23 protein-coding genes and 2 pseudogenes are annotated in these 25059 nt (G+C 70.1%); 12 read left to right on the top strand and 13 right to left on the bottom strand.

The genetic code is table 11. From position 1 onward, the window contains the following. Window positions 1-31 precede the first annotated feature (31 nt). Window positions 32-1048 (bottom strand): ABC transporter substrate-binding protein, encoded by a 1017-nt coding sequence (locus VXM69_RS04405; RefSeq protein ID WP_059560072.1) that lies wholly within the window; start codon window positions 1046-1048, stop codon window positions 32-34. Between the two features lie 236 nt (window positions 1049-1284). Between VXM69_RS04405 and VXM69_RS04400 the strand changes: the two genes are divergently transcribed. Then, window positions 1285-1950 carry a response regulator transcription factor gene (locus VXM69_RS04400; RefSeq protein ID WP_124608075.1) on the top strand — a complete coding sequence of 222 codons (666 nt, stop codon included), beginning with the start codon at window positions 1285-1287 and terminating at the stop codon, window positions 1948-1950. Then, window positions 1937-3358 (top strand): sensor histidine kinase, encoded by a 1422-nt coding sequence (locus VXM69_RS04395; RefSeq protein WP_034188332.1) that lies wholly within the window; start codon window positions 1937-1939, stop codon window positions 3356-3358. The genes VXM69_RS04400 and VXM69_RS04395 overlap by 14 nt, the downstream gene beginning before the upstream one ends. A gap of 37 nt (window positions 3359-3395) precedes the next feature. Here the strand turns inward: VXM69_RS04395 and VXM69_RS04390 are convergent, their stop codons facing one another. Further along, on the bottom strand, window positions 3396-3842 hold the full coding sequence (locus tag VXM69_RS04390; RefSeq protein ID WP_367189054.1) for a hypothetical protein: 447 nt from the start codon (window positions 3840-3842) through the stop codon (window positions 3396-3398). 84 nt (window positions 3843-3926) lie between these two features. Next, window positions 3927-4499, bottom strand: a complete 573-nt coding sequence (locus tag VXM69_RS04385; protein ID WP_367189053.1) for a TetR/AcrR family transcriptional regulator — start codon at window positions 4497-4499, stop codon at window positions 3927-3929. Here VXM69_RS04385 and VXM69_RS04380 point away from each other — a divergent pair. After that, window positions 4483-5202, top strand: coding sequence for a DinB family protein (locus VXM69_RS04380; RefSeq protein WP_367189052.1), 720 nt, complete (start codon window positions 4483-4485; stop codon window positions 5200-5202). The genes VXM69_RS04385 and VXM69_RS04380 overlap by 17 nt on opposite strands. 16 nt (window positions 5203-5218) lie before the next feature. Here the strand turns inward: VXM69_RS04380 and VXM69_RS04375 are convergent, their stop codons facing one another. From VXM69_RS04375 to VXM69_RS04355, 5 genes are read right to left on the bottom strand one after another with little or no spacing between them, the layout of a single operon-like run. Beyond that, a complete protein-coding gene (locus VXM69_RS04375) occupies window positions 5219-5983 on the bottom strand; it encodes an ABC transporter ATP-binding protein (RefSeq protein WP_069704500.1) in 765 nt (254 codons plus the stop codon). After that, complete coding sequence (locus VXM69_RS04370; protein ID WP_034188337.1) at window positions 5980-6837, bottom strand: ABC transporter ATP-binding protein; 858 nt, start codon at window positions 6835-6837, stop codon at window positions 5980-5982. The genes VXM69_RS04375 and VXM69_RS04370 overlap by 4 nt, the downstream gene beginning before the upstream one ends. A 13-nt stretch (window positions 6838-6850) precedes the next feature. Beyond that, window positions 6851-8662 carry an ABC transporter permease gene (locus VXM69_RS04365; protein WP_367189224.1) on the bottom strand — a complete coding sequence of 604 codons (1812 nt, stop codon included), beginning with the start codon at window positions 8660-8662 and terminating at the stop codon, window positions 6851-6853. A 38-nt stretch (window positions 8663-8700) separates the two neighbouring features. Next, a complete protein-coding gene (locus VXM69_RS04360; protein ID WP_034188339.1) occupies window positions 8701-9894 on the bottom strand; it encodes an ABC transporter substrate-binding protein in 1194 nt (397 codons plus the stop codon). A gap of 13 nt (window positions 9895-9907) precedes the next feature. After that, on the bottom strand, window positions 9908-10189 hold the full coding sequence (locus tag VXM69_RS04355; protein WP_175028525.1) for a hypothetical protein: 282 nt from the start codon (window positions 10187-10189) through the stop codon (window positions 9908-9910). 60 nt (window positions 10190-10249) lie between these two features. On the opposite strand from VXM69_RS04355, the gene VXM69_RS04350 reads away from it, so the two are divergent. Genes VXM69_RS04350 through VXM69_RS04335 form a run of 4 tightly spaced genes read left to right on the top strand, consistent with a single transcriptional unit; the run spans window position 10250 to window position 13847 of the window. Further along, complete coding sequence (locus VXM69_RS04350; protein WP_367189051.1) at window positions 10250-11263, top strand: LysR family transcriptional regulator; 1014 nt, start codon at window positions 10250-10252, stop codon at window positions 11261-11263. Beyond that, window positions 11260-12684, top strand: a complete 1425-nt coding sequence (locus tag VXM69_RS04345) for an NAD(P)-binding domain-containing protein (protein ID WP_124670839.1) — start codon at window positions 11260-11262, stop codon at window positions 12682-12684. The genes VXM69_RS04350 and VXM69_RS04345 overlap by 4 nt, the downstream gene beginning before the upstream one ends. Window positions 12685-12729: 45 nt before the next feature. Beyond that, window positions 12730-13260: a CMD domain-containing protein gene (locus VXM69_RS04340; RefSeq protein WP_069704496.1), complete on the top strand. Its 531-nt coding sequence runs from the start codon at window positions 12730-12732 to the stop codon at window positions 13258-13260. Further along, window positions 13257-13847 (top strand): peroxidase-related enzyme, encoded by a 591-nt coding sequence (locus tag VXM69_RS04335; protein ID WP_124608082.1) that lies wholly within the window; start codon window positions 13257-13259, stop codon window positions 13845-13847. The genes VXM69_RS04340 and VXM69_RS04335 overlap by 4 nt, the downstream gene beginning before the upstream one ends. 36 nt (window positions 13848-13883) lie before the next feature. Here VXM69_RS04335 and VXM69_RS04330 read toward each other — a convergent pair whose 3' ends face one another. Beyond that, entirely contained in the window at window positions 13884-14315 is a 432-nt protein-coding gene (locus VXM69_RS04330) for an Lrp/AsnC family transcriptional regulator (protein WP_049034261.1), read from the bottom strand. A 296-nt stretch (window positions 14316-14611) separates the two neighbouring features. Here VXM69_RS04330 and VXM69_RS04325 point away from each other — a divergent pair, with 296 nt between their 5' ends. Both VXM69_RS04325 and ctlX read left to right on the top strand, forming a co-directional pair. After that, window positions 14612-15691 carry an ornithine cyclodeaminase gene (locus tag VXM69_RS04325; protein ID WP_367189050.1) on the top strand — a complete coding sequence of 360 codons (1080 nt, stop codon included), beginning with the start codon at window positions 14612-14614 and terminating at the stop codon, window positions 15689-15691. 61 nt (window positions 15692-15752) lie between these two features. Continuing rightward, window positions 15753-16754: a citrulline utilization hydrolase CtlX gene (gene ctlX / locus VXM69_RS04320; RefSeq protein ID WP_367189049.1), complete on the top strand. Its 1002-nt coding sequence runs from the start codon at window positions 15753-15755 to the stop codon at window positions 16752-16754. Between the two features lie 130 nt (window positions 16755-16884). Here the strand turns inward: ctlX and VXM69_RS04315 are convergent, their stop codons facing one another. From VXM69_RS04315 to VXM69_RS04300, 4 genes and pseudogenes are all read right to left on the bottom strand, one after another. Further along, on the bottom strand, window positions 16885-19629 hold the full coding sequence (locus VXM69_RS04315) for an Hsp70 family protein (protein ID WP_226251962.1): 2745 nt from the start codon (window positions 19627-19629) through the stop codon (window positions 16885-16887). A 5-nt stretch (window positions 19630-19634) separates the two neighbouring features. Next, window positions 19635-21476: an Hsp70 family protein gene (locus VXM69_RS04310; protein ID WP_034188348.1), complete on the bottom strand. Its 1842-nt coding sequence runs from the start codon at window positions 21474-21476 to the stop codon at window positions 19635-19637. Next, a complete protein-coding gene (locus tag VXM69_RS04305) occupies window positions 21473-22057 on the bottom strand; it encodes a DUF2760 domain-containing protein (RefSeq protein ID WP_034188349.1) in 585 nt (194 codons plus the stop codon). Before VXM69_RS04305 ends, VXM69_RS04310 begins: the two co-directional genes overlap by 4 nt. A 272-nt stretch (window positions 22058-22329) precedes the next feature. Then, window positions 22330-22537 (bottom strand): annotated as a pseudogene (locus VXM69_RS04300) (transcriptional regulator); the annotation flags it as partial. Window positions 22538-22540: 3 nt separating this feature from the next. On the opposite strand from VXM69_RS04300, the pseudogene VXM69_RS04295 reads away from it, so the two are divergent. The 3 genes and pseudogenes from VXM69_RS04295 to VXM69_RS04285 form a co-directional block, all read left to right on the top strand. Further along, window positions 22541-22741, top strand: a pseudogene (locus VXM69_RS04295) (NAD(P)/FAD-dependent oxidoreductase); the annotation flags it as partial. 98 nt (window positions 22742-22839) lie between these two features. After that, entirely contained in the window at window positions 22840-23766 is a 927-nt protein-coding gene (locus VXM69_RS04290; protein WP_034188350.1) for a LysR substrate-binding domain-containing protein, read from the top strand. A gap of 111 nt (window positions 23767-23877) precedes the next feature. Next, a complete protein-coding gene (locus VXM69_RS04285; RefSeq protein WP_034188351.1) occupies window positions 23878-25008 on the top strand; it encodes a DSD1 family PLP-dependent enzyme in 1131 nt (376 codons plus the stop codon). Window positions 25009-25059 lie beyond the last annotated feature (51 nt).

The following is a 25059-nucleotide window of genomic DNA, read 5'->3' as shown; positions in this document are numbered from 1 at the left end:
GGCATCGGATGTCTCGTTGAACGGGGGGCGATCAGCCCGACCGGTAATCGTCGAGCATCGGCGCGAACATCTCGTGCCACGCGCGCGGCTTCGCCTTGATCGTGCCGGCCAGGTACAGGAATTCGACGTAGTCCATCAGCTGGTTCGGCAGCACCGAGAAGCGCGTGTCGGGCGCGGCCAGCATGCGCATCACGTCGTCGTGCGACACGCCGACACCCGACGACGCCGCATACAGCGCGGCCGCCGCGCGCGGGTCCTGCGCGATCAGGCGGTTCGCTTCGTCGAGCGCGCCGAGAAACGCGACGGCGAGCGCGGGTTCCGCATCGACGAGCCGCTTCGGCGCGAACACGACGTCGAGCGTCAGCGGGCCGAGCACGTCGACCGAACTCACGACGCGATGAATACCCGGCTGCCGCAACTCGAGCGTCGAGAACGGCGGCGACGTGAAGTGCGCGGTGACGCCGTTCTCGCGGCGGATCAGCGCCTGCATCGCCTGCGGATGCGGCAGGTTCACGGTGATCGAATCGAGCTGCGCGAAATGCCGCGGGCCGAGTTGCCGGCTCGCGACCATCTGCAGCACGACGGCCGACAGCGACGTGCGAATGCCCGGCACCGCGATCCGGTCGGACGGCGCGAAGTCGCGCAGCGACGCCAGGCCCGGGCGGTTCGCGTTCAGCGACAGCGACGTGGTCGACAGCCCGCTGATGCCGATCACCTCGACGTTCGGAATGCCGCGCGCCCGTGCCCACAGTTCGATGAAACCCGGCGCGCCGGCGCCCGCGAAATCGAGCGTGCCGGCCATCATCGCGTCGTTGACGGAATTGCCGCCGTCGAGCAGCACCCAGTCGACCGCGACGTCGCGCACGCCGTGGCGTGCCGCGTGCCGCTCGAACAGCCGCTGCTTCTCCATCACGAGCAGCGGCAGGTACAGCACGCCATAGCCCTTGGAGATCCGCACCGTGCGCGGTTTCGCCCGCACGAGCGACGGTGCGGCGAGCACGCCGAGCCCGGCGGCGATCAATGCGCGGCGGCGTGGCGACATCGTCATGCGCACGCCGCCCCGCGACGGGCGGCACACGGCCGCGCGAAGGCCGCCGTCGCGCCGCGTCGCGCGTTCGTCGCGCCCGTGACATGCTGCATGTTGCCGTCTCCTTGAATATTTCTGGTATTAATGCCGTCCTTGCCTGCTGCTTCCGGCTCGACACAGGTTATCGACCGAGTCTGAGAAAATGCTGACATCCCGGCCCCGGGAAAACCCTATCCACTTACCTGCAAAACGGCACCATGCGCATTCTCGTCGTGGAGGACGATGCCGAAATCGGCGCGGCGATCCGCAACCGCCTGGCGCGGCTCGGCCACGCGGTCGATCTCGAAACCGACGGCGCGACCGCGCACGGGCTGTTGCGCGTCGAGCGTTTCGACCTCGTCGTGCTCGACGCGAACCTGCCCGGCATGGACGGCTTCACGGTATTGCGCCACCTGCGCGCGTCGGGCAGCACGACGCCCGTGCTGCTCGTCACCGCGCGCTCGGCGATCGACGACCGCGTGAGCGGCCTCGGCCTCGGCGCCGACGACTACCTCGTGAAGCCGTTCGACTATCGCGAGCTCGACGCACGCGTGCAGGCGCTCCTGCGCCGCAACAGCGGCCACGCGAACGACGTGCTGACGCTCGGCGGCCTCGTGATCGACCGCAGCAGCCGCCTCGCCGAACTCGACGGCCAGCCGCTGTCGCTGTCGCGGCAGGAGTTCGCGCTGCTCGAAATCCTCGCGAGCCGCCCGCAGCGCATCTTCTCGAAGGACGAACTGCTGAGCCAGCTGTTCAGCTTCGGCAACGAGCCGACCACGAACGCGGTCGAGCAGTACGTGACGCGTGTGCGCAAGAAGTTGCAGGGCAGCTCGGTCGAGATCCGCACCGCGCGCGGGATGGGGTATCAGATTGCGGCGCACTGACTGGTTCCCGAAGACGCTGTTCGGGCGCACGCTGCTGTTCATCGCGCTCGTCGTCGCGACCGGCGCGCTCGCGCTCGCGGCGATCGCGCGCTATTACGCGGGCGTCGCGGCCGAGCGGGCATACGACCAGTTGCTGGCGGGCGCATCGATCCAGGTCGCGGAAAACCTCTACGTGCAGGGCGGCGTGCTCGCGCTGAATCCGCCGGTGGGCGCGCTGTCGACGCTGTCGCGCTACGACCTCGTCTACTACAAGGTCGTCGATTCGCGCGGCGTCGTCGTGGCCGGCTATAACGATCTCGCGAGCCCCGCGACGCTCGCGGCCGCGAAACAGGGCCCCGCGTTCGCGAATGCCGTCTACCAGGGGCACCGCATCCGCACCGCGACGATCGCGCGCTACATGCCCGAGGAAAACACGCCGGGCTGGGCGCTCGTGACCGTTGCGCAGACAACCAACGCGCGCCAGCAGCTGACGAACGACATGAGCATCAAGGTATGGACGCTGATCCTGCTGATGAGCGTGCTCGCGATCGGCGCGAGTGGCCTCGCGATCCGGCGCGGCCTGCGCCCGCTCGCGCAGATCGGCACGATCATCGCCGCGCGCGACCCGGCCGACCTGCGGCCGGTGGCCGTCGACACGCCGAGCGAGATCGACGCGATCATCGGCTCGATCAACGGGTTGATGCACCGTCTCGCCGAACGGATCAACGCGATGCAGCGCTTCATCGCCGACGCCGCGCATCAAATGCGCACGCCGCTGGCGCGGCTCGACGCGCAGATCGAGCTGCTCGACGGCGAATCCGATCCCGCGCGCCGCGCGGCGCGGCTCGATGCGCTGCGCGCGACCTCCTCGGACGTCGGCCGGCTCACCGGCCAGTTGCTCAATCATGCGATGGTGATTCATCGCACCGAAGCCGTGCCGCTGCAGCCCGTCGACCTCGTCGCGCTCGCGAAGGAAGTGCTCGGCCGCACGATTCCGCTCGCGGGCGAACGCGATGTCGCCGTTGCGTTCGCGAGCGACGCGCCGCTGGCGCGGATCGACGGCGACGCGATCAGCCTGCAGGAAGCGCTGTCGAACGTGCTGCACAATGCGCTGCTGCACGGTCACGCGGACGACATCGTCGTGTCGGTCGCGACGACGGGCAACGTTGACGGCGCGGTCACGCTGACCGTGACCGACAACGGCCGCGGGATACCGCGCGAGCACTGGGACGCGGCGCTGCAACCGTTCGTGCGGATCGCGCCGGACGGCAGCGAGCGGCGCACGGGGTCAGGGCTCGGGCTCGCGATCGTGCAGGAAGTGATGAAGGCGCACGGCGGGCGCGTGGGGTTCGCGTTTCCCGATGCGGGCGGGTTCGCGGTGGTGCTGACGTTTCCGCGGGCAGCCGGAACCGGCGCGGAAGAAGCATAAGCCGTCGGATCAGTGCCGTCCCGCGCGCGGCAGACGCTCAGTCGTCGTTGTCGTCGTCGAACCGGTTGCGCTCCGCATGCCGCGCTACCCGTCGATCCAGCTCGTCGTACTGGCGATCGCAGAACAACCGGCACAGCGTATCGACATCCGCACGCGTATCGACGTCGATCGTGTCGACGTGCTGCTCCAGCTTTCCCTTCCCGATTCCGAACAGCCCTTTCTTCATCCGCATGGAGACGACATTCAGCTGGAAGCCGCCTGAACGCGCGTCGCTCAACGCGGTCACCCACAACGCCCTCTGATCGCCGGCATGCTGCAGCACGAGCGCCGGCAACGGGCCTTCCTGCGTCTCGTCCCACTCGGCATGCTGCGCCGCCCACGGGAACGCGTCGAAGGCATGCGTGAACGACGCGTAATCCGTCGCGCCCTGCGGATCCAGTTGCTTGTAATCGTAGCCGACCTTCTGAATCGAATAAGTCAACATGGCGCGGTAGCCCCCGTGGCGTTCGAGATCAGGAAAGCATCAAACTACCTGAGTTTCGGTGTCCGTCATGATTTTCGCCGCGGCTCACGTATGCGCCTTTGCCGCGCGATCGCGCGGATCCTCCAGGTAGCCGCGCGCCAGCCTGACGAGTTCGCGCTTCAGTTTCGGATCGTCCAGCAGCCCGCGCCGGGCCGCATTGTGCACGACGCCTTCGAGCGCGGAAGACAGCACCTGCGCCGTCATGGCATCGGCCTTGACGGGCGCTCGCCCGCGACAGGCGGCAACGATCAGCGCATAGCGGCGCAAGTACGCCGTCTGGAACGCCTCGTACGCGTCCTTCGCGCCCCCCGGATCGGGCAGATCGAGCAGCGCCCGGTGCAGCGACGGGTGATCGCGGTGCGCGGCGATCAGGTCGCCGATCAAGCCTTCGACGAGACGCCCGGCGCTTGCCCGACGGTCATGCGCGCGTTGCAGCACGGCCAGCACGTCGTCGAAATGCCGGCGCCGGATCGCATCGACCAAGGCGAGCTTGTTCGGGAAGTACTGGTACACGGAACCGATACTGACGCCGGCAACCTCCGCGACTTCGTTGGTCGTGAATCCGGCCCACCCGTGCGTATCGAGAACGCGAGCCCCGGCCGTGACGATCACGTCCACGGTCGCACGCGAACGCGCCTGGCGCGGGGCTTTCCGCATCGCGGCGGCGGCATTGGAAACGCGAGTGGACATGCGGACTCCGACCGAAAATAATGGTGCCGAAGCTCACATATTAGGTGAAACCCACGAGGAAACGACCATGAGCGCGAACGCACTCCTGTCCCGCATGCTGCGCTACCAGGCATGGGCGAATGACTACATGCTGGCGGCCATCGCCGGGCTCGACGCGGGGCAACACGCCGAAGCGCGCCATCTCGCGCTGCGGCTGATGAACCATTGCCTCGTCGTCAACCGGATCTTCGCCGCGCATCTGGCCGGCGAGCGCCATGGCTTCGTGTCCGACAACACACCCGACACGCCGGAGCCCGACGCACTGCGTGCGGCCTTCGCGTCGCTCGATCGCTGGTATCTCGACTATGCCGACGCCGCCACGCCCGGAATGCTGTCCGAATCGATTCCGTTCACGTTCACCGACGGCGACAGCGGATACATGACTCGCGAAGAGATGCTGACCCATGTCGTCACGCACGGCGGCTATCATCGCGGCGAAGCCGGACGCCTGATGAGCCAGGCGGCGGCACGCTCGGGGCGAGCCATCGAACTGCCGTGGGACACCTACGCCGTTCACCTGCACCGGACGGAACCCGCGCGCAGGCTGCAGGGAAAAACCGAAGCGGCGAATCCGGCACCCGCAGTGCGATAGGCGGGCGCCAGGCCCGCTACGCCGCCACCGCGTCGCCGCCCAGATACGCATCGCGCACGCGCTCGTCGTCGAGCAGCGCCTTCGCCGGCCCTTCGAGCACGACGCGCCCCGTCTGCAGCACGTACCCGTAATGCGCGATCTCCAGCGCGAGGCTCGCGTTCTGCTCGACCATGAACACCGTCACGCCCTGCCGGTTGATCGCGTCGATCAGTTCGAGCACCTTGTCGACGTAGAGCGGCGACAGCCCCATCGTCGGCTCGTCCATGCAGATCAGCTTCGGCCGCGCCATCAGCGCACGCGCCATCGCGAGCATCTGCTGCTCGCCGCCCGACAGCGTGCCGGCGCGCTGCGTCAAGCGTTCGCGCACGCGCGGAAACAGGTCGAGCACGCGTTCATAGTCGTCGGCCACGGCCGCGCGATCGCCGCGCGTGTACGCGCCCATCAGCAGGTTCTCGCGCACGCTCATGTCGCCGAACAGCCGCCGTGCCTCGGGCACGGCCGCGATCCCGCGCCGCACACGCTGCGGCGTCGCGAGCGCCGTCACGTCGGCGCCGTCGAAACGCACGACGCCGCGCTTCGGCCGCATCAGGCCGAGGATCAGCTTCATCGTCGTCGACTTGCCGCTCGCGTTGCCGCCGAGCAGGCTGACGATCTGCCCGCGGCCGACTTCGACGTTCACGTCGAAATGCACCTGCACCGGCCCGTAGAACGTGTCGAGGTGTTCGAGTTTCAGCAGCGCGTCGGTCATCGTCGTATCGGGTCCGGAAGAAGGCGGGGTCATGCGGCCGCCTGGGCGGTGCGATCGGCCGGTGCGCCGCCCGCATGGCGGCGGCCGAGATAGGCTTCGATCACGCGCGGATCGTGCCGCACGTCGCGCGGCGCGCCCTCGGCGATCTTCACGCCGTTGTCGAGCACCATCACGCGGTCGGACACGCGCATCACGAGTTCGAGCTTGTGCTCGATCAGCAGGATCGTCAGCCCGCGCGCCTTCAGCGACTGGATCAGCTGCAGCATCTCGGCCGTCTCCGTCTCGTTCATGCCGGCCGTCGGTTCGTCGAGCAGCAGCAGGCGCGGATGCAGCGCGAGCGCGCGGCCGATCTCGACGCGCCGCCGGTTCGCGTACGACAGGCTGTGCGCCGGATGATCGATGCGCGGCGTGAGCCGTTCGCCGAACCCGGCGACGATCGCGCGCGCCTCGTCGCGCAGCGCGGCTTCCTCGCGCCGCACCGACGCCGGCCGCACGAGCGCGCGCAGCACCTCGGCGGCCGCACCGAGCGCGGGCCAGCCCGGCCGCGCCGCGCGCAGCCGCGCATGCGCGCCGATCAGCACGTTGTCGAGCACGCTCAGGTTGCCGAACACGCGGCCGTGCTGGAACGTGCGCGCGATGCCAAGCGCCGCGAGCCGTTCGGGCGCCGTGCCCGTGATGTCGCGGCCGTCGAACGTCACGCGGCCCGCGTCGGGCCGGTCGGCCCCCGCGATCAGGTTGAACAGCGTCGACTTGCCCGCGCCGTTCGGCCCGATCACGCTCAGCAGTTCGCCGTCGGCCAGCGTCAGGCTCGCGCCGTCGAGCGCGGTCACGCCGTCGAAGCGGCGCGTCAATCCCTGCACGTCGAGCAAGGGTCGAGTGGTCGTCATCGCATTCCTCTCTTCACACCGTACCGAGCAGGCCCTGCGGCCGGAACCGGACGAGCAGCAGCAGCACGAGGCCGTAGATCAGCATCCGGTAGTCGGCCGCCCAGCGGAACAGCTCGGGCAGCCCGATCAGCGCGATCGCGCCCGCGATGCCGCCGAGCACGTTGCCGAGCCCGCCGAGGATCACCATCGTCAGCGCGAGGATCGACACCTGCGAATCGAAGGTCTGGTGATTGATGTAGCTGTACAGGTGCGCGGCAATGCCGCCGCTCACGCCGGCCGCGACGCCGCCGACGGCGAACGCGATCGCCTTGTAGCGGTTCGGCGCGATGCCGTGCGCGCGCGCGGCGACGTCGTCCTCGCGCACCGCGCGCAGCGTGCGGCCCAGATGCGAGCGCAGCAGCCGCACCTGCACGAGCGCGAACGCGACGAGCACCGCGAACGTGAACCAGTACGCGGCGCGCGCGGTGCTCGCCCACGGCAGCGGCGCGATGCCGGTGATGCCGAGCGGGCCGCGCGTCAGGCCGTCCCAGTTCAGGATCACGAGGCTCACCACTTCGCCGATGCCGAGCGTCGCGATCGACACGTAGTGCCCGCGCAGCCGGAATGCCGGATAGACGAGCAGCGTGCCGAGCACGGCCGTGATGACGCCCGCGCACGGAATCGTCACGGCCGGCGACCAGCCGAGATCCGACGACAACAACGCCGACGCATACGCGCCGATCACGAGCAGCGCCGCGTGGCCGAGCGAGATCTGCCCGACCGTGCCCGCGACGAGCGTGAGGCTCAGCGCGAGCAATCCGTACAGCCATGCATTGGTCAGCGTCTGCAGCACGTACGGCGACGCGCCGAGCCACGGCAGCACGGCCGCCAGCACGATCAGCGCGACGAGCACCGGGCGCGGCACGCGCACGGCCTTCGCGGCCGCGAGGAAGGTGCCCGTCATCGGCTCGGGCGGCAGCGCGCGGTTGGCGCTGAACAGGCCGTTCGGCCGCCACACGAGGAACACGATCAGCAGCCCGAACGCGAACAGGTCGCGATAGCTCGTGCCGAACAGCGCGACGCCGTAGCTTTCGACGAGACCGAGCAGCAGGCTGCCGGCAATCGCGCCCGGCACGTTGCCGAGCCCGCCGATCAGCAGCGCGACGACACCCTTCAGCGTCGCCTGGAAGCCCATCGCCGGATCGATGCTGTTGTAGTACATGCCGACCAGGAGCCCGCTCACGCCGCCGAGCGCGCACGCGATCGCGAACACGGTCTGGTTCACGCGGTCGACGTCGACGCCCATCTGCAGCGCCGCGTCGCGATCCTGCGCGGTCGCGCGCACGGCCCAGCCGAGCCGCGTGAAACGCAGGAAGCCGTACAGCAGCGCGGCCGCCGCGATGCCGATACCCGCGATCAGCAGGTCGAGCGAGCCGAGCGTCGCGCCGGCGATCCGCACATGCCAGTCGGGCAGCGGCGTCGGCACCGCACGCGGGTCCGCGCCGAACGCAAGCTGCGCGAGCTGGTCGAGGATGAAGCTGATGCCGATCGTCGCGAGCAGCGGCGCGATGCGCGCCGCGTGGCGCAGCGGCCGCAACCCGATCCGCTCGATCGCGATGCCGAGCGTGCCGCAGCCGACGACGACCGCCGCCAGCGCGACCGGCAGCGGCAGGCCGAAGCGCGTCAGGCACAGCCAGCCGATGAACGCGCCGACCATGTAGACCGAGCCGTGCGCGAAGTTGATCAGGTGCGACACGCCGAAGATCAGCGCGAGCCCGACCGCGAGCAGCGCGTAGATGTTGCCGACGATGAGGCCGTTGAGCGTGTAGTCGAGCCAGGAAGCCATCACGATGCGTCCGTCACTTGCATGCGGTTCATGCGGAATCAGCGCGCGGCGAGCTGCGGTTTCGCGCCATCCCACAGCGCCCACTGCCCCTGCTTCACGACCAGGTACACGGTGCGCGCGCCGGCCACGCGGCGCGTCTGCGGATCGAAGCGCACCTTGCCGAAGATCACGCTCGGCACGTCGCTGACCTTCGCGAAGCCGTCGTGCGCGGCCTGGCGCGTCGTGCCGTAGCGGCGCAGCACCTCGGCCGACAGGATCAACGCGTCGTAGGCACGCGCGACGAACGAATCGGGATCGGCGTGGAATTTGGCGCGATAGCGCTGTACGAACGCCTGCACCTCGGGGCGCGGCTCGGCCGGGAAGAAGTTCGATTCCGTATAGACGCCTTCGACGGCCGTGCCGCCCAGTTCGAGGAACTTCGGCGAATACACGGAGCCGACCGCCGCGATCGGCAGCGCGACGCCCGACGTGCGCGCCTGCCGCACGATCTGCGCGCCGTCCGCGTAGTAGGAAATCAGCACGATCGAATCGGGGTTCGACGCGCCGATCCGCACGAGCGTCGAGCGGAAGTCCTTTTCCGCCGGCTGGTAGCCTTCGGCCGCGACGACCTGCGCGCCGAGTCCGGCGACCGCCTTCGCGAAGATGTCCTTGCTGGTGCGGCCCCAGTCGGTGTTCAGGTACAGCACCGCGATCCGCTTGAAGCCGAGTTCCTTCACCGCATAACGCGCGAGCAGCGGCTGCTCCTCGGCCTGGCTCAGCGCGGTGCTCCACAGGTAGTCGCCGCCCTTCGTGAAATCCGGATGCGAGTTCGTGAAGCCGAACTGCACCAGTTGCCCGCGCTGATAGATCGGCGACGCGGCCATCGACGTCGCGCTCGAGAAGTCGCCCAGCTCGATCGCGATGCGCGGATCGGCGACGAACTTCTGCGCGATCGCGACGGCCTGGCGCGGATCGCTGCGGCTGTCCTGGAAGTCGATCGCGAGCGGCCGGCCGTGAATGCCGCCGCTGCCGTTGATCTCGTCGAGCGCGAGATCGAAGCCGCGCTTCCACTGTTCGCCGTATTGCGCGTCCTGGCCCGTAAGCGGCCCGCTCACGCCGATCACCACCGGCTCGCCCGACACGCCGGCCGCGAGCGCCCCGCCCGTCGACAAGCCCCATGCGGCAGCGAGCGCCGCCACCGTGCCCAGCACGCGCCGCCATGCGCCGCGTGCGTCGTTCCCCGAAACCTTCATGCGTCCCCCAGCTTCAGTCAGTCGAAAAGAGTGAGGGCATGTAACCATCCGGGTCGGGACGATCCAACGAAGTTTTGCGCATATCGATATCGCGCGCGGCGCGAAGCGGATCACGCCCGCGAACGGTCGTCCGTTCGCCCCGCTTCGCACGATGCATCGGCACGCACCGCAGCGCGTTGATTCGATGGGCGTTTTCTTCATGGCGACGATCGCAATCGAGGTGTTTGCGTGCGCCCCCCGCCGCCGACACGATCGCACGCTTCGCAGTTTTCGCGCTGTCGATAGCAAAAATCATTATATGAATCACGCATGCTCGCACTCCTACAATGCGCAAATCGCATCATCGGAACGCGTCATGGAGTTGCATCAACTCGAAGCCTTTTCCGCGGTCATGTCGGCCGGCAGCGTGACCGGCGCGGGCGAACTGCTCGGCCGCTCGCAGCCGGCCGTCACGCGGCAGATCCAGGAGCTCGAAGCCGATCTCGGCTACGCGCTGTTCGATCGGCACGGCCCGCGCGTCACGCCGACGCGGCGCGCCTTCCTGCTGTACGAGGAAGTCGAGCGCTCGCTGGTCGGCCTGCGCGCGATCGAGGCGCGTGCTCGCGCGCTCGGCGACGCAACGGCCGAACCGGTACGCATCGCGGCGACGCCGTCGCTCGCGGCCACGCTCGTGCCGGCCGCGCTGGCCGCGCTGCCCGACGACGTGCACGCGCCGCATTACCAGTTGCGCAGCGAATCGGCCGAGCATGTCGTGCACGAAGTGCTGGCCGGCACGGCCGACGTCGGCGTCGTCACGCTGCCGATGGCGCATGCCGGGCTCGACGTGCACTGGATCGCGCAGACGCCTTGCGTCGCCGTGCTGCCCGCCGGCGATCCGCTCGCGGCGAAGCCGCGCATCGCGCTGCGCGACCTCGCGCGCCGCCGCATCGTGACGGTCGCGAACCGGCACCGGCTGCGCCAGCGAATCGACGCGGCGTTCGCCGCCGCACGCGTCGACGCGCGCGTGTTCGTCGAAACCAATGCGTCGCTGAATGCGGTGATGGCCGCGCGCGCGGGCATCGGAATCGGCATCGTCGATCCGGCCACCGGTGTCGCGCTGCCGGTGGACGGCGTCGTCGCGCGTCCGCTCGACGTCGACATTCCGTTCGCCTTCGGCGTCGCGACGCCGGCCGGCAAGCCGCGCACGGCGGCCGTCGATGCGTTGCTCGACGCGCTGCACCGCACGACGCGCACGCTGCTCGACGACGTGATCTTTCACGACGCCGCCGCGCATGACGCGCTGCTGCGCGGCGACCGGCTGCGCAGCGAGCGGGCATCGCGTGCGCCCCGCACCGCACGTCCGCGCCGCACGCGCCCGGAGGGCGCATGACGTCCCCGCTCGACGCCCTCGAGGCCCGGCTCGCGCAGGACCTGCGCTGGCTCGACCTGCCCGCGCCGTCGTGGGTGCCGCCACAAGAAGCCGACGGCGCGCGCGTGCTCGACGTCGCGATTGTCGGCGGCGGCATGGCGGGGCTCGCGGCATCCGCCGAACTGCGCCTGCTCGGCATCGACAACCAGTGCGTGATCGACCGCGCGCCGGCCGGCTACGAAGGGCCGTGGATCACGTTCGCGCGGATGGAGACGCTACGCTCGCCGAAGCAGCTCGCGGGCCCCGCGCTCGGCCTGCCCGCGCTGACGTTCCGCGCCTGGTTCGAAGCGCAGCACGGCCGCGACGCATGGGACGCGCTCTACAAGATTCCGCGCACGCAATGGATGGACTACCTGCGCTGGTACCGGCGCGTGCTCGACCTGCAGGTGCGCAACGACACGACGCTCGTCGCGCTGCGCCCGCGCGAAGACGGACTGCTCGCGCTCGACGTGCGCGGCAACGGCGAAGCGCGGACGCTGCTCGCACGGCACGTCGTGCTCGCCACCGGCCGCGACGGGCTCGGCGGTCCGTACGTGCCGCCGGTCGCGCAACGCGCACCGCGCTCGCGCTGGGCTCACTCGTCCGAACCGATCGACTTCGCCGCGCTCGCGGGCAAGCGTGTCGGCGTGGTCGGCGCGGGCGCGTCCGCGTTCGACAACGCGGGCACCGCGCTCGAAGCCGGCGCCGCACGCGTCGACCTGTTCTTCCGCCGCGCGGACATCCCGCGCATCAACAAGCTGACCGGCATCGGCAGTCCGGGGCTCGTGCACGGCTACGCCGATCTCGACGACGCGACGAAGTGGCGCTTCATGCACTACGCGCTGACGTCGCAGACGCCGCCGCCGCGCGACAGCGTGCTGCGCGTCTCGCGCCACGCACGCGCGCATTTCCATGCGGGCAGCCCGATCGAGACACTGGCCGACCGCCCGGACGGCCTCGACGTCACGACGCCGCGCGGGCGCTACCCGGTCGACTTCCTGATCTTCGCGACGGGCTTTCATTCGGACTGGACGACGCGCGACGAATTCGCGTCGTTCGGCGCGCACGTGCGCCGCTGGAAGGATCGTTATCGACCGGAACCGGATCTGTGGCTCGACGAGCTTGCCGAGTCGCCCGATCTCGGCCCCGCGTTCGCGTTTCAGGAGCGCGAGCGCGGGGCGTGCCCGGCCATCACGCGGATTCATTGCTTCAACCACGCGGCGAGCCTGAGCCACGGCAAGCTGTCCGGCGACATTCCGGCCATCAGCGCGGGCGCGAAGCGGCTGGCGCGCGGGATCGCGAGCCGGTTGTTCGACGCCGATCGCGACCGCCACTACGACGCGCTCGTCGCATACGCGAATGCCGAGCTGCTAGGCGACGAATGGCGCGACGCCGATGCATGACCGCGCGCGATCGATCACACCCACGAACAAGGGAAAACCGAAACGATGACTGATTCCATCACGCCGGCCGCCGTGCCGGATACGATCGACGCGGTGGCCGGCCTGCGCGACGGCGATGCCGTCGCCGCGCTGCGCCGCGCACGCGACAAGGTGCTGCTGCACACGCAGCGGAGCGAAGCCGCGCTGTTCGATCCCGCGTTGCCCGATCTCTCGCTGGTCGAGCGGCTGCATGCCGCACGGTATGTCGCGCGCCAGTCGAACGCACACGCGCTGGCCGACACCTATCGCGCCCGGCTGCTCGACGCAGGCGGCACGGCCGGCGACATCGAACACGCGGATGCCGACGCGTTCGACGCGCTGCCCCGACGCCTCGGCGCGATCCTCGCGCATGCGAAGCGCGTGACGCTCGCCCCCGTCGACGCACGCGCCGCCGATCTCGACGCGCTGAAGTCGGCTGGCCTCACGACACCCGCGATCGTCGCGCTGTCGCAACTTGTCGCGTTCGTCGCGTATCAGCTGCGCGTCGCCGTTGCCGCGCAGGCCATTCAGGCACGTACGACCAGGGAGGCGGCATGACGACGCCCCACGGCTTCACCTCCGACACGCTCGGCTGGCGCGCATGGCTCGACACGGTATCGCTCGATGCCGCAACGCCCGATCAGCTTGCGGTGCTCGAAGCGAGCCACCCGCAGGCGAAGACGTCCGACTATTACCTGCTGCTCGTGCATCTGCCCGAGATCCTGCGGCAACGCTCGGGCGTGTTCAACGCGATCATGTACGGCCCCGGCGGGCTGTCGCGCGCCGAGCGCGAGCTGGCCAGCACGGCCGTGTCGCGCGTGAACGGCTGCGTCTATTGCGCGTCGGTGCATGCGCAGCGCTTCGCGCAGCTCGCGAAACGCACCGATGCGATCGAGCAGGTCTTCGACGATCCGGCGACGGCCGGCACGACGGCGCGCGAACGCGCGATCATTCGCTACGCGATCGCGTTGACCGAACGGCCCGACGCGATCGACGAAAGCGCCGTCGCCGCGCTCGAAGCCGAAGGGCTGACGCATGAGGAAATTCTCGACCTGTCGCACGCCATCGCGATCTTCGCGTGGGCGAACCGGTTGATGCTGACGCTGGGCGAGCCGGTGTTTCCGGAACCGGCGGCCGGCGCCTGACTGCATGGCAGGACCGTGACGCAGGCCCCGCCCGCGTCACGCCTTGTGCGTCGACAGCAGGATGCTCGTCTCGGTATTCGCGATCCCGTCGATCAGCCGGATCGCGCCGAGCACGCGATCGAAGTGCTCGAGCGAATCGGCATGCAGTTCGGCGACGAGATCCCAGCGCCCGTTCGTGCTGTGGATCGACGCGACGTTCGGATGCCCGCGCAGCACCTTCACCACCTCCGCGCCGCGGTTGCCCTGCACCGCGATCGACATCAGCGCGCGAATCCGGTGACGCTCCGCCGCCGGCTTGAGCCGCACCGTATAGCCGACGATCACGCCGTTTTTCTCCAGCCGCGTCAGCCGGTTCTGCACGGTCGCGCGCGCGACGCGCAGCGCCCTCGCGAGCGCGACGACCGGCAATCGCGCGTTGTCGCGCAGCAATGCGATGAGCTGCCGGTCGACGTCGTCGAGCGTGATCATGAACGGGGCTTCCTGTTGGGCATGTGAGACAGCCGCCAGCGTGTCGGGGCCGCGCATTCCGGCCCATGCAAACTGGACAAACTGCCGGAACGGGCTGGCAATTTGTCAAGTCTATCGAGAAATCTGCCACTTTTGCCGTCTTTTTGTTGGCTCGACTCGCGGAAATAATGACTCCATCGACCGGCGCGCCCCCGCCGCGCCGCCGCTTTTCAGGCAGCACGAGGCCAGCCGAAGCCGCGCCCGGTCGACCAGAACGCCAGGACACCCGTACCGGCACTGAATTTGGAGACAGACCGATGACCCGCTTCCTCGACGTTCCCGCCACTGCCCGCCTGATCGCCACGACCGGCGTGACGACGTTCCTGCGCGAACTCGTCGACACGCTGCGCGCCGACTACCTGCACTGGGCCGATTTCGACAAGTCGCCGCGTGTCGCCTGCCATTCGCGCGACGGCGTGATCGAGCTGATGCCCGTCGCGAACGCGTCGCTGTTCGCGTTCAAATACGTGAACGGCCACCCCGTCAACGCGGCGCGCGGCATGCACACCGTGATGGCGTTCGGCGCGCTCGCCGAAGTCGATACCGGTTACCCGCTGCTGCTGGCCGAACTCACGCTCACCACCGCGCTGCGCACGGCCGCCACGTCGGTGCTCGCCGCGCAAGTGCTCGCGCGGCCCGATGCGCGCACGATGGCGTTGATCGGCAACGGCGCGCAGAGCGAGTTCCAGGCAATCGCGTTCCACACCCTGCTCGGCATCGACGAGATCCGCGTGTTCGACGTCGATCCGCGCGCGACCGACAAGCTCGCGCGGAACCTCGCCGCGTATCCGGATCTGCGCGTCGTGCGCGCCGCGTCGACCGCCGACGCCGTGCGCGGCGCCGACATCGTGACGACCGTCACCGCCGACAAGGCGTATGCGACGATCGTCACGGCCGACATGATCGAGCCCGGCATGCACCTGAACGCCGTGGGCGGCGATTGCCCCGGCAAGACCGAACTCGACGCGGGCGTGCTGCACGCCGGCCGCGTCTTCGTCGAGTTCGAGCCGCAGTCGCGCATCGAGGGCGAGATCCAGCAGATGCCGGCCGACTTCCCCGTCACCGAGCTGTGGCGCGTGCTGCAGCGCGAGACGACCGGCCGCGAACGCGCGGACGAAGTCACGGTGTTCGACTCGGTCGGCTTCGCGCTCGAGGATTATTCGGCGCTGCGCTACCTGTACGCGCTCGCGCGGCAGCACAACGCGGGCGTCGAGATCGCGCTGATTCCGCCGGCCGTCGACCCGAAGAACCTGTTCGCGCTGATCGACGATCCGGCCGCGATCGCGCAGGGTCACGCGGCGTTCGCGACCGAAGCCGTCGCCGCGTTCGCGCGCTGATTGTCGTTTGCGGGCGGCCCGTGCGCCGCCCGGTCTCCTGCCTTTCGCACCGTCCCCGCCCATGAATCTCGTATCGATCCAGGCGCCGGCCGCCGTCGTGATGATCCGGCCGCACCGTTTCCTGCCGAACCCGCAGACCGCGGCCGACAACGCGTTCCAGCGCACGGCCGGCACCGGCGCGCGCGACACGGCGTCGGTATCCGCCGCCGCGCGCGACGAAGTCACGGCCGCCGCGCAGGCGCTCGCCGATGCGGGCGTGCGCGTGCACGTGTTCGACGACCATGGCGAGCGCGGCACGCCCGACTCCGTATTCCCGAACAACTGGTTCTCGACGCATCCGGGCGGCCATGTCGCGCTGTATCCGATGTATAGCGCGAACCGCCGCCGCGAGCGGCGCGCGGACGTGATCGAGATGCTGAAGGCGGAGTATCGCGTGCAGGACGTGATCGACTACTCGGGCCTCGAATACGACGACGTGTTCCTCGAAGGCACCGGCGCGATGGTGCTCGACCACGTCGCGCGGATCGCCTACACCGCGCGCTCGCGCCGCGCCGATCCGGTCGCGCTCGAACGCTTCTGCACGCACTTCAATTTCGAGCCGATCTGCTTCGATACGGCCGACGCCGACGGGCGGCCGATCTATCACACGAACGTGATGATGAGCGTCGCGACCGAGTTCGCGATGGTCGGCCTCGACCTGATCGCCGACAGCCGGCGCCGCGGCGAAATCGCGCAGCGCCTGACCGAAACGGGGCGCGCGGTGATCGCGCTCGATCCGTCGCAGATCGCGAATTTCGCGGGCAATACGCTGGAGTTGTCAGGAAAGGCGGGACGCGTGCTCGCGCTGTCGCGGCGCGCGTTCGATTGCCTCACGCACGCGCAGCGCACGGTCATCGAACGCTCCGCGCGGCTGCTGCCGCTCGACGTGCCGACGATCGAACTGGCCGGCGGGTCGGTGCGCTGCATGCTCGCGGGGATTCATCTCGCGCGGCGGGCCGTTGCGCCGAACGCGATCGCGGTGGAGTCGGTCGCATCGTTGCGTGAAGCGATGGCGCAGGTCTGACCGCCGCACGATTCGTACAAACGAAAACGGCTACCTATGCATCGGCAGCCGTTTTTTCAAGGTCGTCGAATCCGTGAGCATCGACGGCATGCTCAGGTATCCAGACGATACCGTCGCCTCACCGCGCCGCTCACCCCGCCAGCAGCTTCAACCCGGCCGGCAGCGTCTCGCCGAACACCCGCACCGTGTCGGCTTCGTCGAACGCGATCGCTTCGCGCACCATGTCGATCCAGGCCGCCGACGCGTTCGCGGCCGACAGGCGCTTGATGACGGCCTCGCGCGTCTCGTCCGGCAAATCGCGCGAACGATCGGCCGTCATCCGTGCAATCTGCGCCGCCGCGAACGCGGCCGGCTCGACCTGTTTCCAGTCGAGCGCGAACAGCGCATCGAGCCAGCCCGTGGCCACTTCCGCCGGCACGACACCGTGCGCGCTGCCATAGAACGGCCGACGCGCGCCGATACGCCCGAGCGCCCACGCGCATAACGCGCGCTCGGCCGGCTTCTGCAACTGCGCGATCAGGCGTTCGGCCAGCTCGACCTTGCGCTCGACGGGCAGCCGTTCGAGCGAGGCGGACAGTCGCGTCATGTCGGCCGGGCCGACCTTGGCCGGATCGAACGGCAGCTTGCGGCGCTTGTCGTCGGACGGTTCGAGGAACGCGATCGCGTCGCGCACCTGCGTCTGCGCATCGTCGTCGAGGCCGCCGGCCACGCGCCGCCACAGCGTCCACCACTCGGACCACACCTGAGCGTCGGTCACGTACTGAATCCCGTCGTCGAACAGCGGCCACAGCTGCTCGATGCGCCACGCATCGAGCGGATGCCCGAAGCCCGGGCGCAGGCAGTAACCGGCCAGGTTCAGCCACGCGCGCTCGTGATCGGCCGAGCGGCGGCGGCGGCGGGCGCGCGCGAGCAACGCGTCGAACAGCTCGCGCGCGAGCGCCACGTCCCACGCCTCGCGCGCGCCGAGCACCTGTTCGAGTTGTGCGCGCAACCGGCGCGTGTCCTTCGGCGCAACGCCGGCGGCCTTGCTGCCGAACGAGCGCTCGATCAGCTCGATCGCCTGGTCGGCACGCGGATGCCGCGCGGGCCCCGCATCGTCGCCATGCACCGGCGCATCGCCGCGCAGCTGGAATTCGAGCTTCCAGCGGCGTGTTGCGTCGTCGGTCGCGATGCAATGCATTTCGAGCGTGCCGACCTCGGTCAGCGACGCCGTGAGCTTCACCGGCGTTTCGCGGGCGTCGCTGCCCGCCTTCGCATCGACGACCGTCGCGATCGGCGGCAGCCGCACGAAATCGCCGCCGTCGAGATCGACGAGATCGCCGGGCTGGTACCGGGTTTCGGCCACCGTCGACACGAGGTGGAAACGCACCGGTTGCCCGAGCTGCAGCGCGAACGTGCGCTCGTCGAGCCGGATCTCGCGGCCCTCTTCCGTGCCGCGCGGCAGCAGGCAGACGCCGCGCGCGGCGGCATCGGCCGCGCCGTCGTCGAGCACGAGGAAATAGCTGCGCGCGGACCCGCCGCCGATGCGCGGCGCCTGTCCGGCGCGGGCGAGCCCGTACGCGACCGCGCCGCGGGCGACGGCCACGTCCGGATGCGCGTTGTGCAGCACGTCGAGCGGCGCGCCGCGCCACGCGCCGAGCGTCCGCGCGAGACGGTCGGCGAGTGCGCCCGCGCGGAACACGCCGCCGTTGAGGAGCAGCGTGTCGGGCAGCGGGCCTTCCGCATGACGCGTCAGGAACGCCGCGACGTGGCGCGTGACGGCCGCGTCGCTCGCATAGGGCAGGCCGAATTCGACGATCGCGGCGCGTGCCCGGCGGGGCAGCTCGCCCGCTTCGACCTGCGGAAAGAACCCGTCGACGACGATCCGTTCGACTTCGTCGCGCGTCAGCTCGGCCGAGCGCGCGCCGCCGACGAGCCGGCTGCCCGCGCCGAGCAGCGTGACGGTGACGGACGCCGGCGCGTCGTCGCCGAGCAGCCGCTCCTTCGCCGCGCGGCAGCGCTCGACGAGCTGCGACAGGCTCGCGGCCGACAATCGCGTGCCGGGCTCGGTCAGCCGCGTCTCGACCAGGCGCGCGAGCGCGAGGTCCATGTTGTCGCCGCCGAGCATCAGGTGATTGCCGACGCCGACGCGCGTGAAGGCCGGCTCGCCGTCGCCGCCCGGCGCGACATCGACGAGCGTGAGATCGGTCGTGCCGCCGCCGACGTCGCAGATCAGCACGCGCCGCGCCGCGGCGAACGTATCGCGCAGCGTGTCGCGCTGGCCGTACAGCCAGTCGTAGAACGCGGCTTGCGGCTCTTCCAGCAGCCGCAGCGCGGGCAGCTTCGCGCGCCGCGCGGCCTCGACCGTCAATGCGCGCGCGCCGTCGTCGAACGACGCGGGCACCGTCAGGATCACGTCCTGCTTAGCGAGCGGCGCATCGGGAAAACGCGTGTCCCATGCGTCGCGCACGTGCGCGAGGTAGCTCGCGCTCGCGTCGACCGGCGACACCTTGTCGACGCCGTCGGCCGCGCCCCACGGCAGGATCGGCGCGAGCCGGTCGACCGCCGCATGCGACAGCCAGCTCTTCGCGCTCGACACGAGCCGGCCCGGCACCTGCGCGCCGAGCGTGCGCGCGTAGCGGCCGATCACGGCCGGCGGCGCACCGGCGGCGTTCGCTCGCGCATCGGCCGCCCACGGCAGCCGCAGCGCATCCGGCGGCAGCTCGCCCGCGGCCGGGTGATAACGCACCGACGGCAACAGCGGCTGCGCGGCCACCGCGCCGGGGCCGACCAGTTGCTCGACGTCGAACACGCGGATCGCGTCGGAACCGGCCTCGACGTACGCGACGACCGTATTGCTCGTGCCGAGGTCGATGCCGACCGTATAACGCTTCATCGCGCTCAGGCGGCGCCGCGCACGTCGAACTCGACCTTCCAGCGCTCGTTCGTGCCGCTCGGGATCGCCTCGAGTTCGAGCGTGCCGGCCTCGGTCACGCGCGCGTGCAGCTTCACCGGCACGACTTCGCCGACCGTGCGGCCTTCGGCGGGCAGCGTCGCCTGGATTTCCTCCAGCTCCTGCAGCTCCTCCGGCGACCAGTAGTCGAGCAGCGTGCCGACCTGGTCCTGGCGGCGCACCGACGAACCGAAGAAACGGAACTGCACCGGTTCGCCGACGACGAGGCCGAACTCCTGCGGCGGCAGCGCCGCGTCCGAGCCCTCTTCCATCCCGAACGGCGCGACGCACAGCGCCTGTACCGGCGGTTCGAGCCCCGGCACGGCAGGCATCGCCGATTCGATCGCGACGTAGTACGCGCGCGCCGTACCGCCGCGAATGCGCACGCCGCGGCCGCGCTTCACGTAGCCGTAGTACGCCGCGCCGCGCGCGACCGCGAGATCGAGATCCGCGCCTTCGAGCAGGCGGGCGGGCGGCGCGCCTTCGGCCGCGAGCCAGCTGTTGAGCGTATCGAGCACGCGCTGCGTGAGCAGCGTCGACTTGAACACGCCGCCGTTGAACAGCACGGCGGTCGGATGCAGGAACGTCGCGCCTTGCGGCAGCGTGCGCTGCACGCCTTCGAGCGAATCGAGCGCCGCGACCTGGCGGCCGAGGAACGCCGCGAGATGACGCGTGATGCCTGCGTCCTGCGCATACGGCAGGCCGAGCTGCGTCAGGCCGACCCGCGCGCGGCTCACCGGGCGCGCGCCCGCATCGACCTGCGGGAAGAAACCGTCGAGGATCGTCTGCGTCAGTTCGGCGCGCGTGAGCTCGGTGCGGATCGAACCGCCGATCAGCTTCGAGCCGCGGCTCGGCACGACGAGCGGCACCGCGTCGGTCGTCGGGTCGGACAGCAGCGTTTCCTTCGCCGAACGGCACGCGTACGTCAGCGCGCGCAGTTGCCACGGATCGGCCTGCGTGCCCTGCTGCGCGAGCTTGCGCGCGACCACGTGCGCGAGCGCGAGGTCCATGTTGTCGCCGCCGAGCAGGATGTGCTCGCCGACCGCCACGCGGTGCAGTTCGAGATTGCCGTCGCGCTCGACCACCGCGATCAGCGACAGGTCGGTCGTGCCGCCGCCGACGTCGACGCACAGGATCAGGTCGCCGACCTGCACCTGCTTGCGCCAGCCGCCCTGGCTCTTCTGGATCCAGCTGTACAGCGCGGCCTGCGGCTCCTCGAGCAGCGTCATCCGCGAATAGCCGGCGGCACGGGCGGCCTCGGCCGTCAGTTCGCGCGCGGCCGGGTCGAACGACGCGGGAATCGTGACCGTCACGTCCTGGTCGGCGAACGGCGCGTCGGGATGCGCGTGGTCCCACGCCTCGCGCAGGTGCGTCAGGTAGCGGATCGAGCTTTCCAGCGGCGACACGCGCGCCACTTCCGGCGGCGCATCGCTCGGCAGGATCGCCGCGCGGCGGTCGACGCCCGGATGGCACAGCCAGCTCTTCGCGCTCGACACGAGGCGGATCGGCGTGCCGGCGCCGCGCGTGCGCGCCATCTCGCCGACCGCGAAGCCGCGCGAGGCCGTCCACGGCAGCGTCAGGTCGCCCTGCGTCAGCTCGCTTTCATGCGGCAGGTAGAGGAACGACGGCAGCAGGTCGCGCGATTCCAGCGCGCCGGGCGCGGTCAGCTGCGCGATCGGCAGCACCTGCTGCGTGATGTTTTCGCCGTCGCTGGCGCTGCTGTCGACATACGACAACGCGCAGTGGGTCGTCCCGAGGTCGATACCGATCGAATAGCGCGGATCGCTCACAGTTCCACCTCCGCCGGTGCGACCACCGAGGCGTCGTGGCTGCCCGTCAGCTTCGGCAGGCGCACGTCGGCCACCCGCCAGCCGCGATGGCTGACGGTGCCCGTGAACGGCGCGGCGCCGACCACGTTGCCCGTCACGCGCACGGCCGTCGCGTCGAAGCCGGCCGGCAGCGTCACGCGGCTGCCTTCGGCTTCGTCGCGCACCGGCACGATCGTGAAGTGTTCGCGCAGCGCGGCGCGGCAGCCGTCGTGCACGAGGCGCGCGGCCGCGCCGATGTCGGCGTCCGCGTAGCCGGCGATGTCTTCCTCGACGAAGTCGATGAAGCGTGCATCGCGCTGCAGCAGGCCGAGCAGTTGCAGCGCGGCCTGCGGGCTCGCTTCGCGCAGCTCGGGCGCCGGCGCCTTCACGGGTGCGGGCGCAGGTGCAACGGGCGCGGCAGCCGGGGCCGGGGCGACCGGTGCCGGGGCGCCATCGCGCACGCGCAGCACGCCGGCCGCGAACTCGCGGTTGCCGAGCACGGAGAAGAACGTGCCGACGGCCAGCGACAGCCGGCCGAAGAAGGACAGGTTGGATTCGGGCATGGGGTCTGGACTCCTGTGGGCTCGCGCCATGGCGAGCGATCTTGCCTGGGCGCCCGGCGACGGCGTGCGGATGACGCACTGCCGCCGCCCGGCGCGTGATTCGGTCGCGCCCTCGCGGGTGCGGAAAACCCGTATTTTGCCCTGTGGCGGGCGAACCGGGCAGAAGTTGGGGGACAGAACATCGCGGCGCGGCGGTTTCGGCCGCGTGTTCGGCCGTGCGGAATCGCGCCCGATCACCCGTCAAGCGTGAGCGGTTGCGATGCTGCGGCGCGTCAGCGCGGCTGGCGCAGCCGGGCCGCCTTCGCTTCGAAATCGCGCGACAGCATGCCGAGCGTGACCTCGCCGAAGCGCGCCGGCAGCGACGCTTCGGCGTCTTTCCGCGTGGCCGACAGATGCGCGTCGACGGCCTGCTCGACCCGGGCATTCGAGCGCGTCCTCGGGTACCCGGTCGGAAAACAGCGGCGGCAAGCCGGCCGCGCGACGGTCGTGCCGATCGACGCACTGTTCGCCGGCGCGCGCACCGGGATGGCGAGCGACCTTGCACAGCAGCTCGGCTGCGCGTTCGACGAAGGGCCGCGGGGCCACGCGATTCGCGTCGACGCGTGGAAGCGGACGAGCGTCGCCGGCGTGTATGCGGCCGGCGTGGGCGTACACCGGTCGCTGATCTTCGGGCTCGGCGCGTGACGGAACCTCGCGCGGCAGGTCGCATCGCCGCCGATGGCTTCGTCGCCCGATGTGCGGTTTAATGTCCGGCACTTACCGCATCGAGAGCCATGAAATAAATGCTCGACCTCGACGACCTGCGACTCGTCCGCGCGATCGGCGCGTCGCGTTCATTGGCCGCCGCCGCGCGCCTGCTCGATCTCACGCCGCCCGCCGTGACGATTCGCCTGCAGCGGATGGAAGCGCGCCTGAACGCGCGGCTCGCCGTGCGGCAGCCGAAAGGGATCGCGCTGACCGACGAAGGGCAGCGGCTGTATCAGGAAGCCGTCGGCATACTCGAACGCATGGAGGCGTTGCCGGCCAGCATCGCGGGCGATCATGGCGACGTGCAGGGCACGCTGCGCGTCGTCGCCCCGCTCGGCTTCGGGCGCAAGTACGTCGCGCGGATCGTGCGCGACGTGCAGCGTGCGCATCCGAAGCTCGAAATCTCGCTGCACCTGTCGGACAGCCCGTTGACCAGCGCATCCGGGGCGGACGTGGTCGTCCACGTCGGCAGCCTCAAGTCTTCTTCGTGGGTCGGTTATCCGCTCGCGCCCAACGAGCGCTTCCTGTGCGCGAGCCCGGGCTACGCACGCCGCATCAAGGACCTGAATCATCCGTCCGACCTCGCGCGCCACGACTGCCTGTGTCTGCGCGAGAACGACGAGGACATCCCGCGCTGGCGCTTCTCGCCCGGCGGCGACGTCAACGGCGAGTCGCGGCGGTCTGTCGTCATTCGCGTGACCGGCGCGCTGTCGTCGAACGACGGCACCGTCATCACCGAATGGGCATTGGCCGGGCTCGGCATCGTCGAACGCTCCGAGTGGGATGTCGCGCCGTTGCTGGCGAGCGGCAAGCTCGTCCGGTTGTTGCCGGACTGGCGCCTACCGCCCGCGCCGGTAACGGCACTGCTGCCGTCCCGTACCGGCCGCTCCGCGCGACAACGGGTCTTTCTCGAAGCCGCGCGGCGGTTTCTCGATCCGCCGCCGTGGCGTGGCAAGGCCTGAGCGATTCGACAGATTAAATCGCGCTTAATGGCAGATTAGCGCGGCGTTAAACACGATGCGCGCCAACTGCCCTACTGTGTCCGCGTCGACAACCTCGCCATCGAACGCCTCGTGGACCTTCACACCCTCAACACCCCGGCCGCATTGATCGATGTCGGCCGCATGCATCGCAACATCGCGCGCATGCAGGCGCATCTGGACGCACTCGGCGTCACGTTCCGGCCGCACGTCAAGACCACCAAGTGCCGGCCCGTCGTCGACGCGCAGATCGCGGCCGGCGCGCAGGGCATCACGGTGTCGACGCTCAAGGAAGCCGAACAGTTCTTCGCGGGCGGCATCCGCGACATCGTCTACGCGGTCGGCATGGTGCCCGCCAAGCTCGGCCACGCGCTTGCGCTGCGCCGGCAAGGCTGCGACCTGAAGATCGTCGCCGACAGCCTGCCGGCGGCCCTCGCCATCGCCGAATTCGGGCGCGCACACGACGAGCGCTTCGAGGTATGGATCGAGGTCGACGTCGACGGCCACCGCTCGGGCATCCTGCCCGACGCCGACCTGCTGATCGACGTCGGCCGCGCGCTGGTCGACGGCGGCATGCTGCTCGGCGGCGTGCTGGCCCATGCGGGCTCCAGCTACGAATGCGACACGCACGACGCGCTGGTCGCGATCGCCGAACAGGAGCGCAGCCGCACCGTGCGGGCCGCGGAACGCCTGACAGCGGCCGGGCTGCCCTGCCCGGTCGTGAGCATCGGCTCGACGCCCACCGCGCTGTCCGCGCAACGCCTCGACGGCGTGACCGAGGTGCGCGCGGGCGTGTACGCGATGTTCGATCTCGTGATGCACAACATCGGCGTGTGCGACCTGTCGGACATCGCGCTGTCGGTGCTGACCACCGTGATCGGCCATCAGGAAGAGAAAGGCTGGGCGATCGTCGATGCGGGCTGGATGGCGATGAGCCGCGACCGCGGCACGCAGCGCCAGGCGCGCGACTTCGGCTACGGGCTGGTCTGCACCGAAGGCGGCGACGTGCTCGGCGACTACGTGATGAGCGCGGCCAACCAGGAGCACGGGATCGTGTCGTGCACGGGTGCGCCGGACACGGGCATCGCGCAGCGGTTTCCGATCGGCACGCGCCTGCGCATCCTGCCGAATCACGCGTGCGCCACCGGCGCGCAACACCCGGAATACCAAGCCGTCGACGCCGACGGCCTCGCGCAGACCTGGCCGCGCTTCTACGGGTGGTAGGCGAGCCCCGTCATCCGCGCCGCTTGGCACACGCATTGACTATTTATCCAA

The organism is Burkholderia sp. Ed8 (assembly GCF_040761425.1).
Classification (GTDB): Bacteria; Pseudomonadota; Gammaproteobacteria; order Burkholderiales; family Burkholderiaceae; genus Burkholderia; species Burkholderia seminalis.
This window is presented reverse-complemented; position numbering and strand designations above follow the sequence as displayed.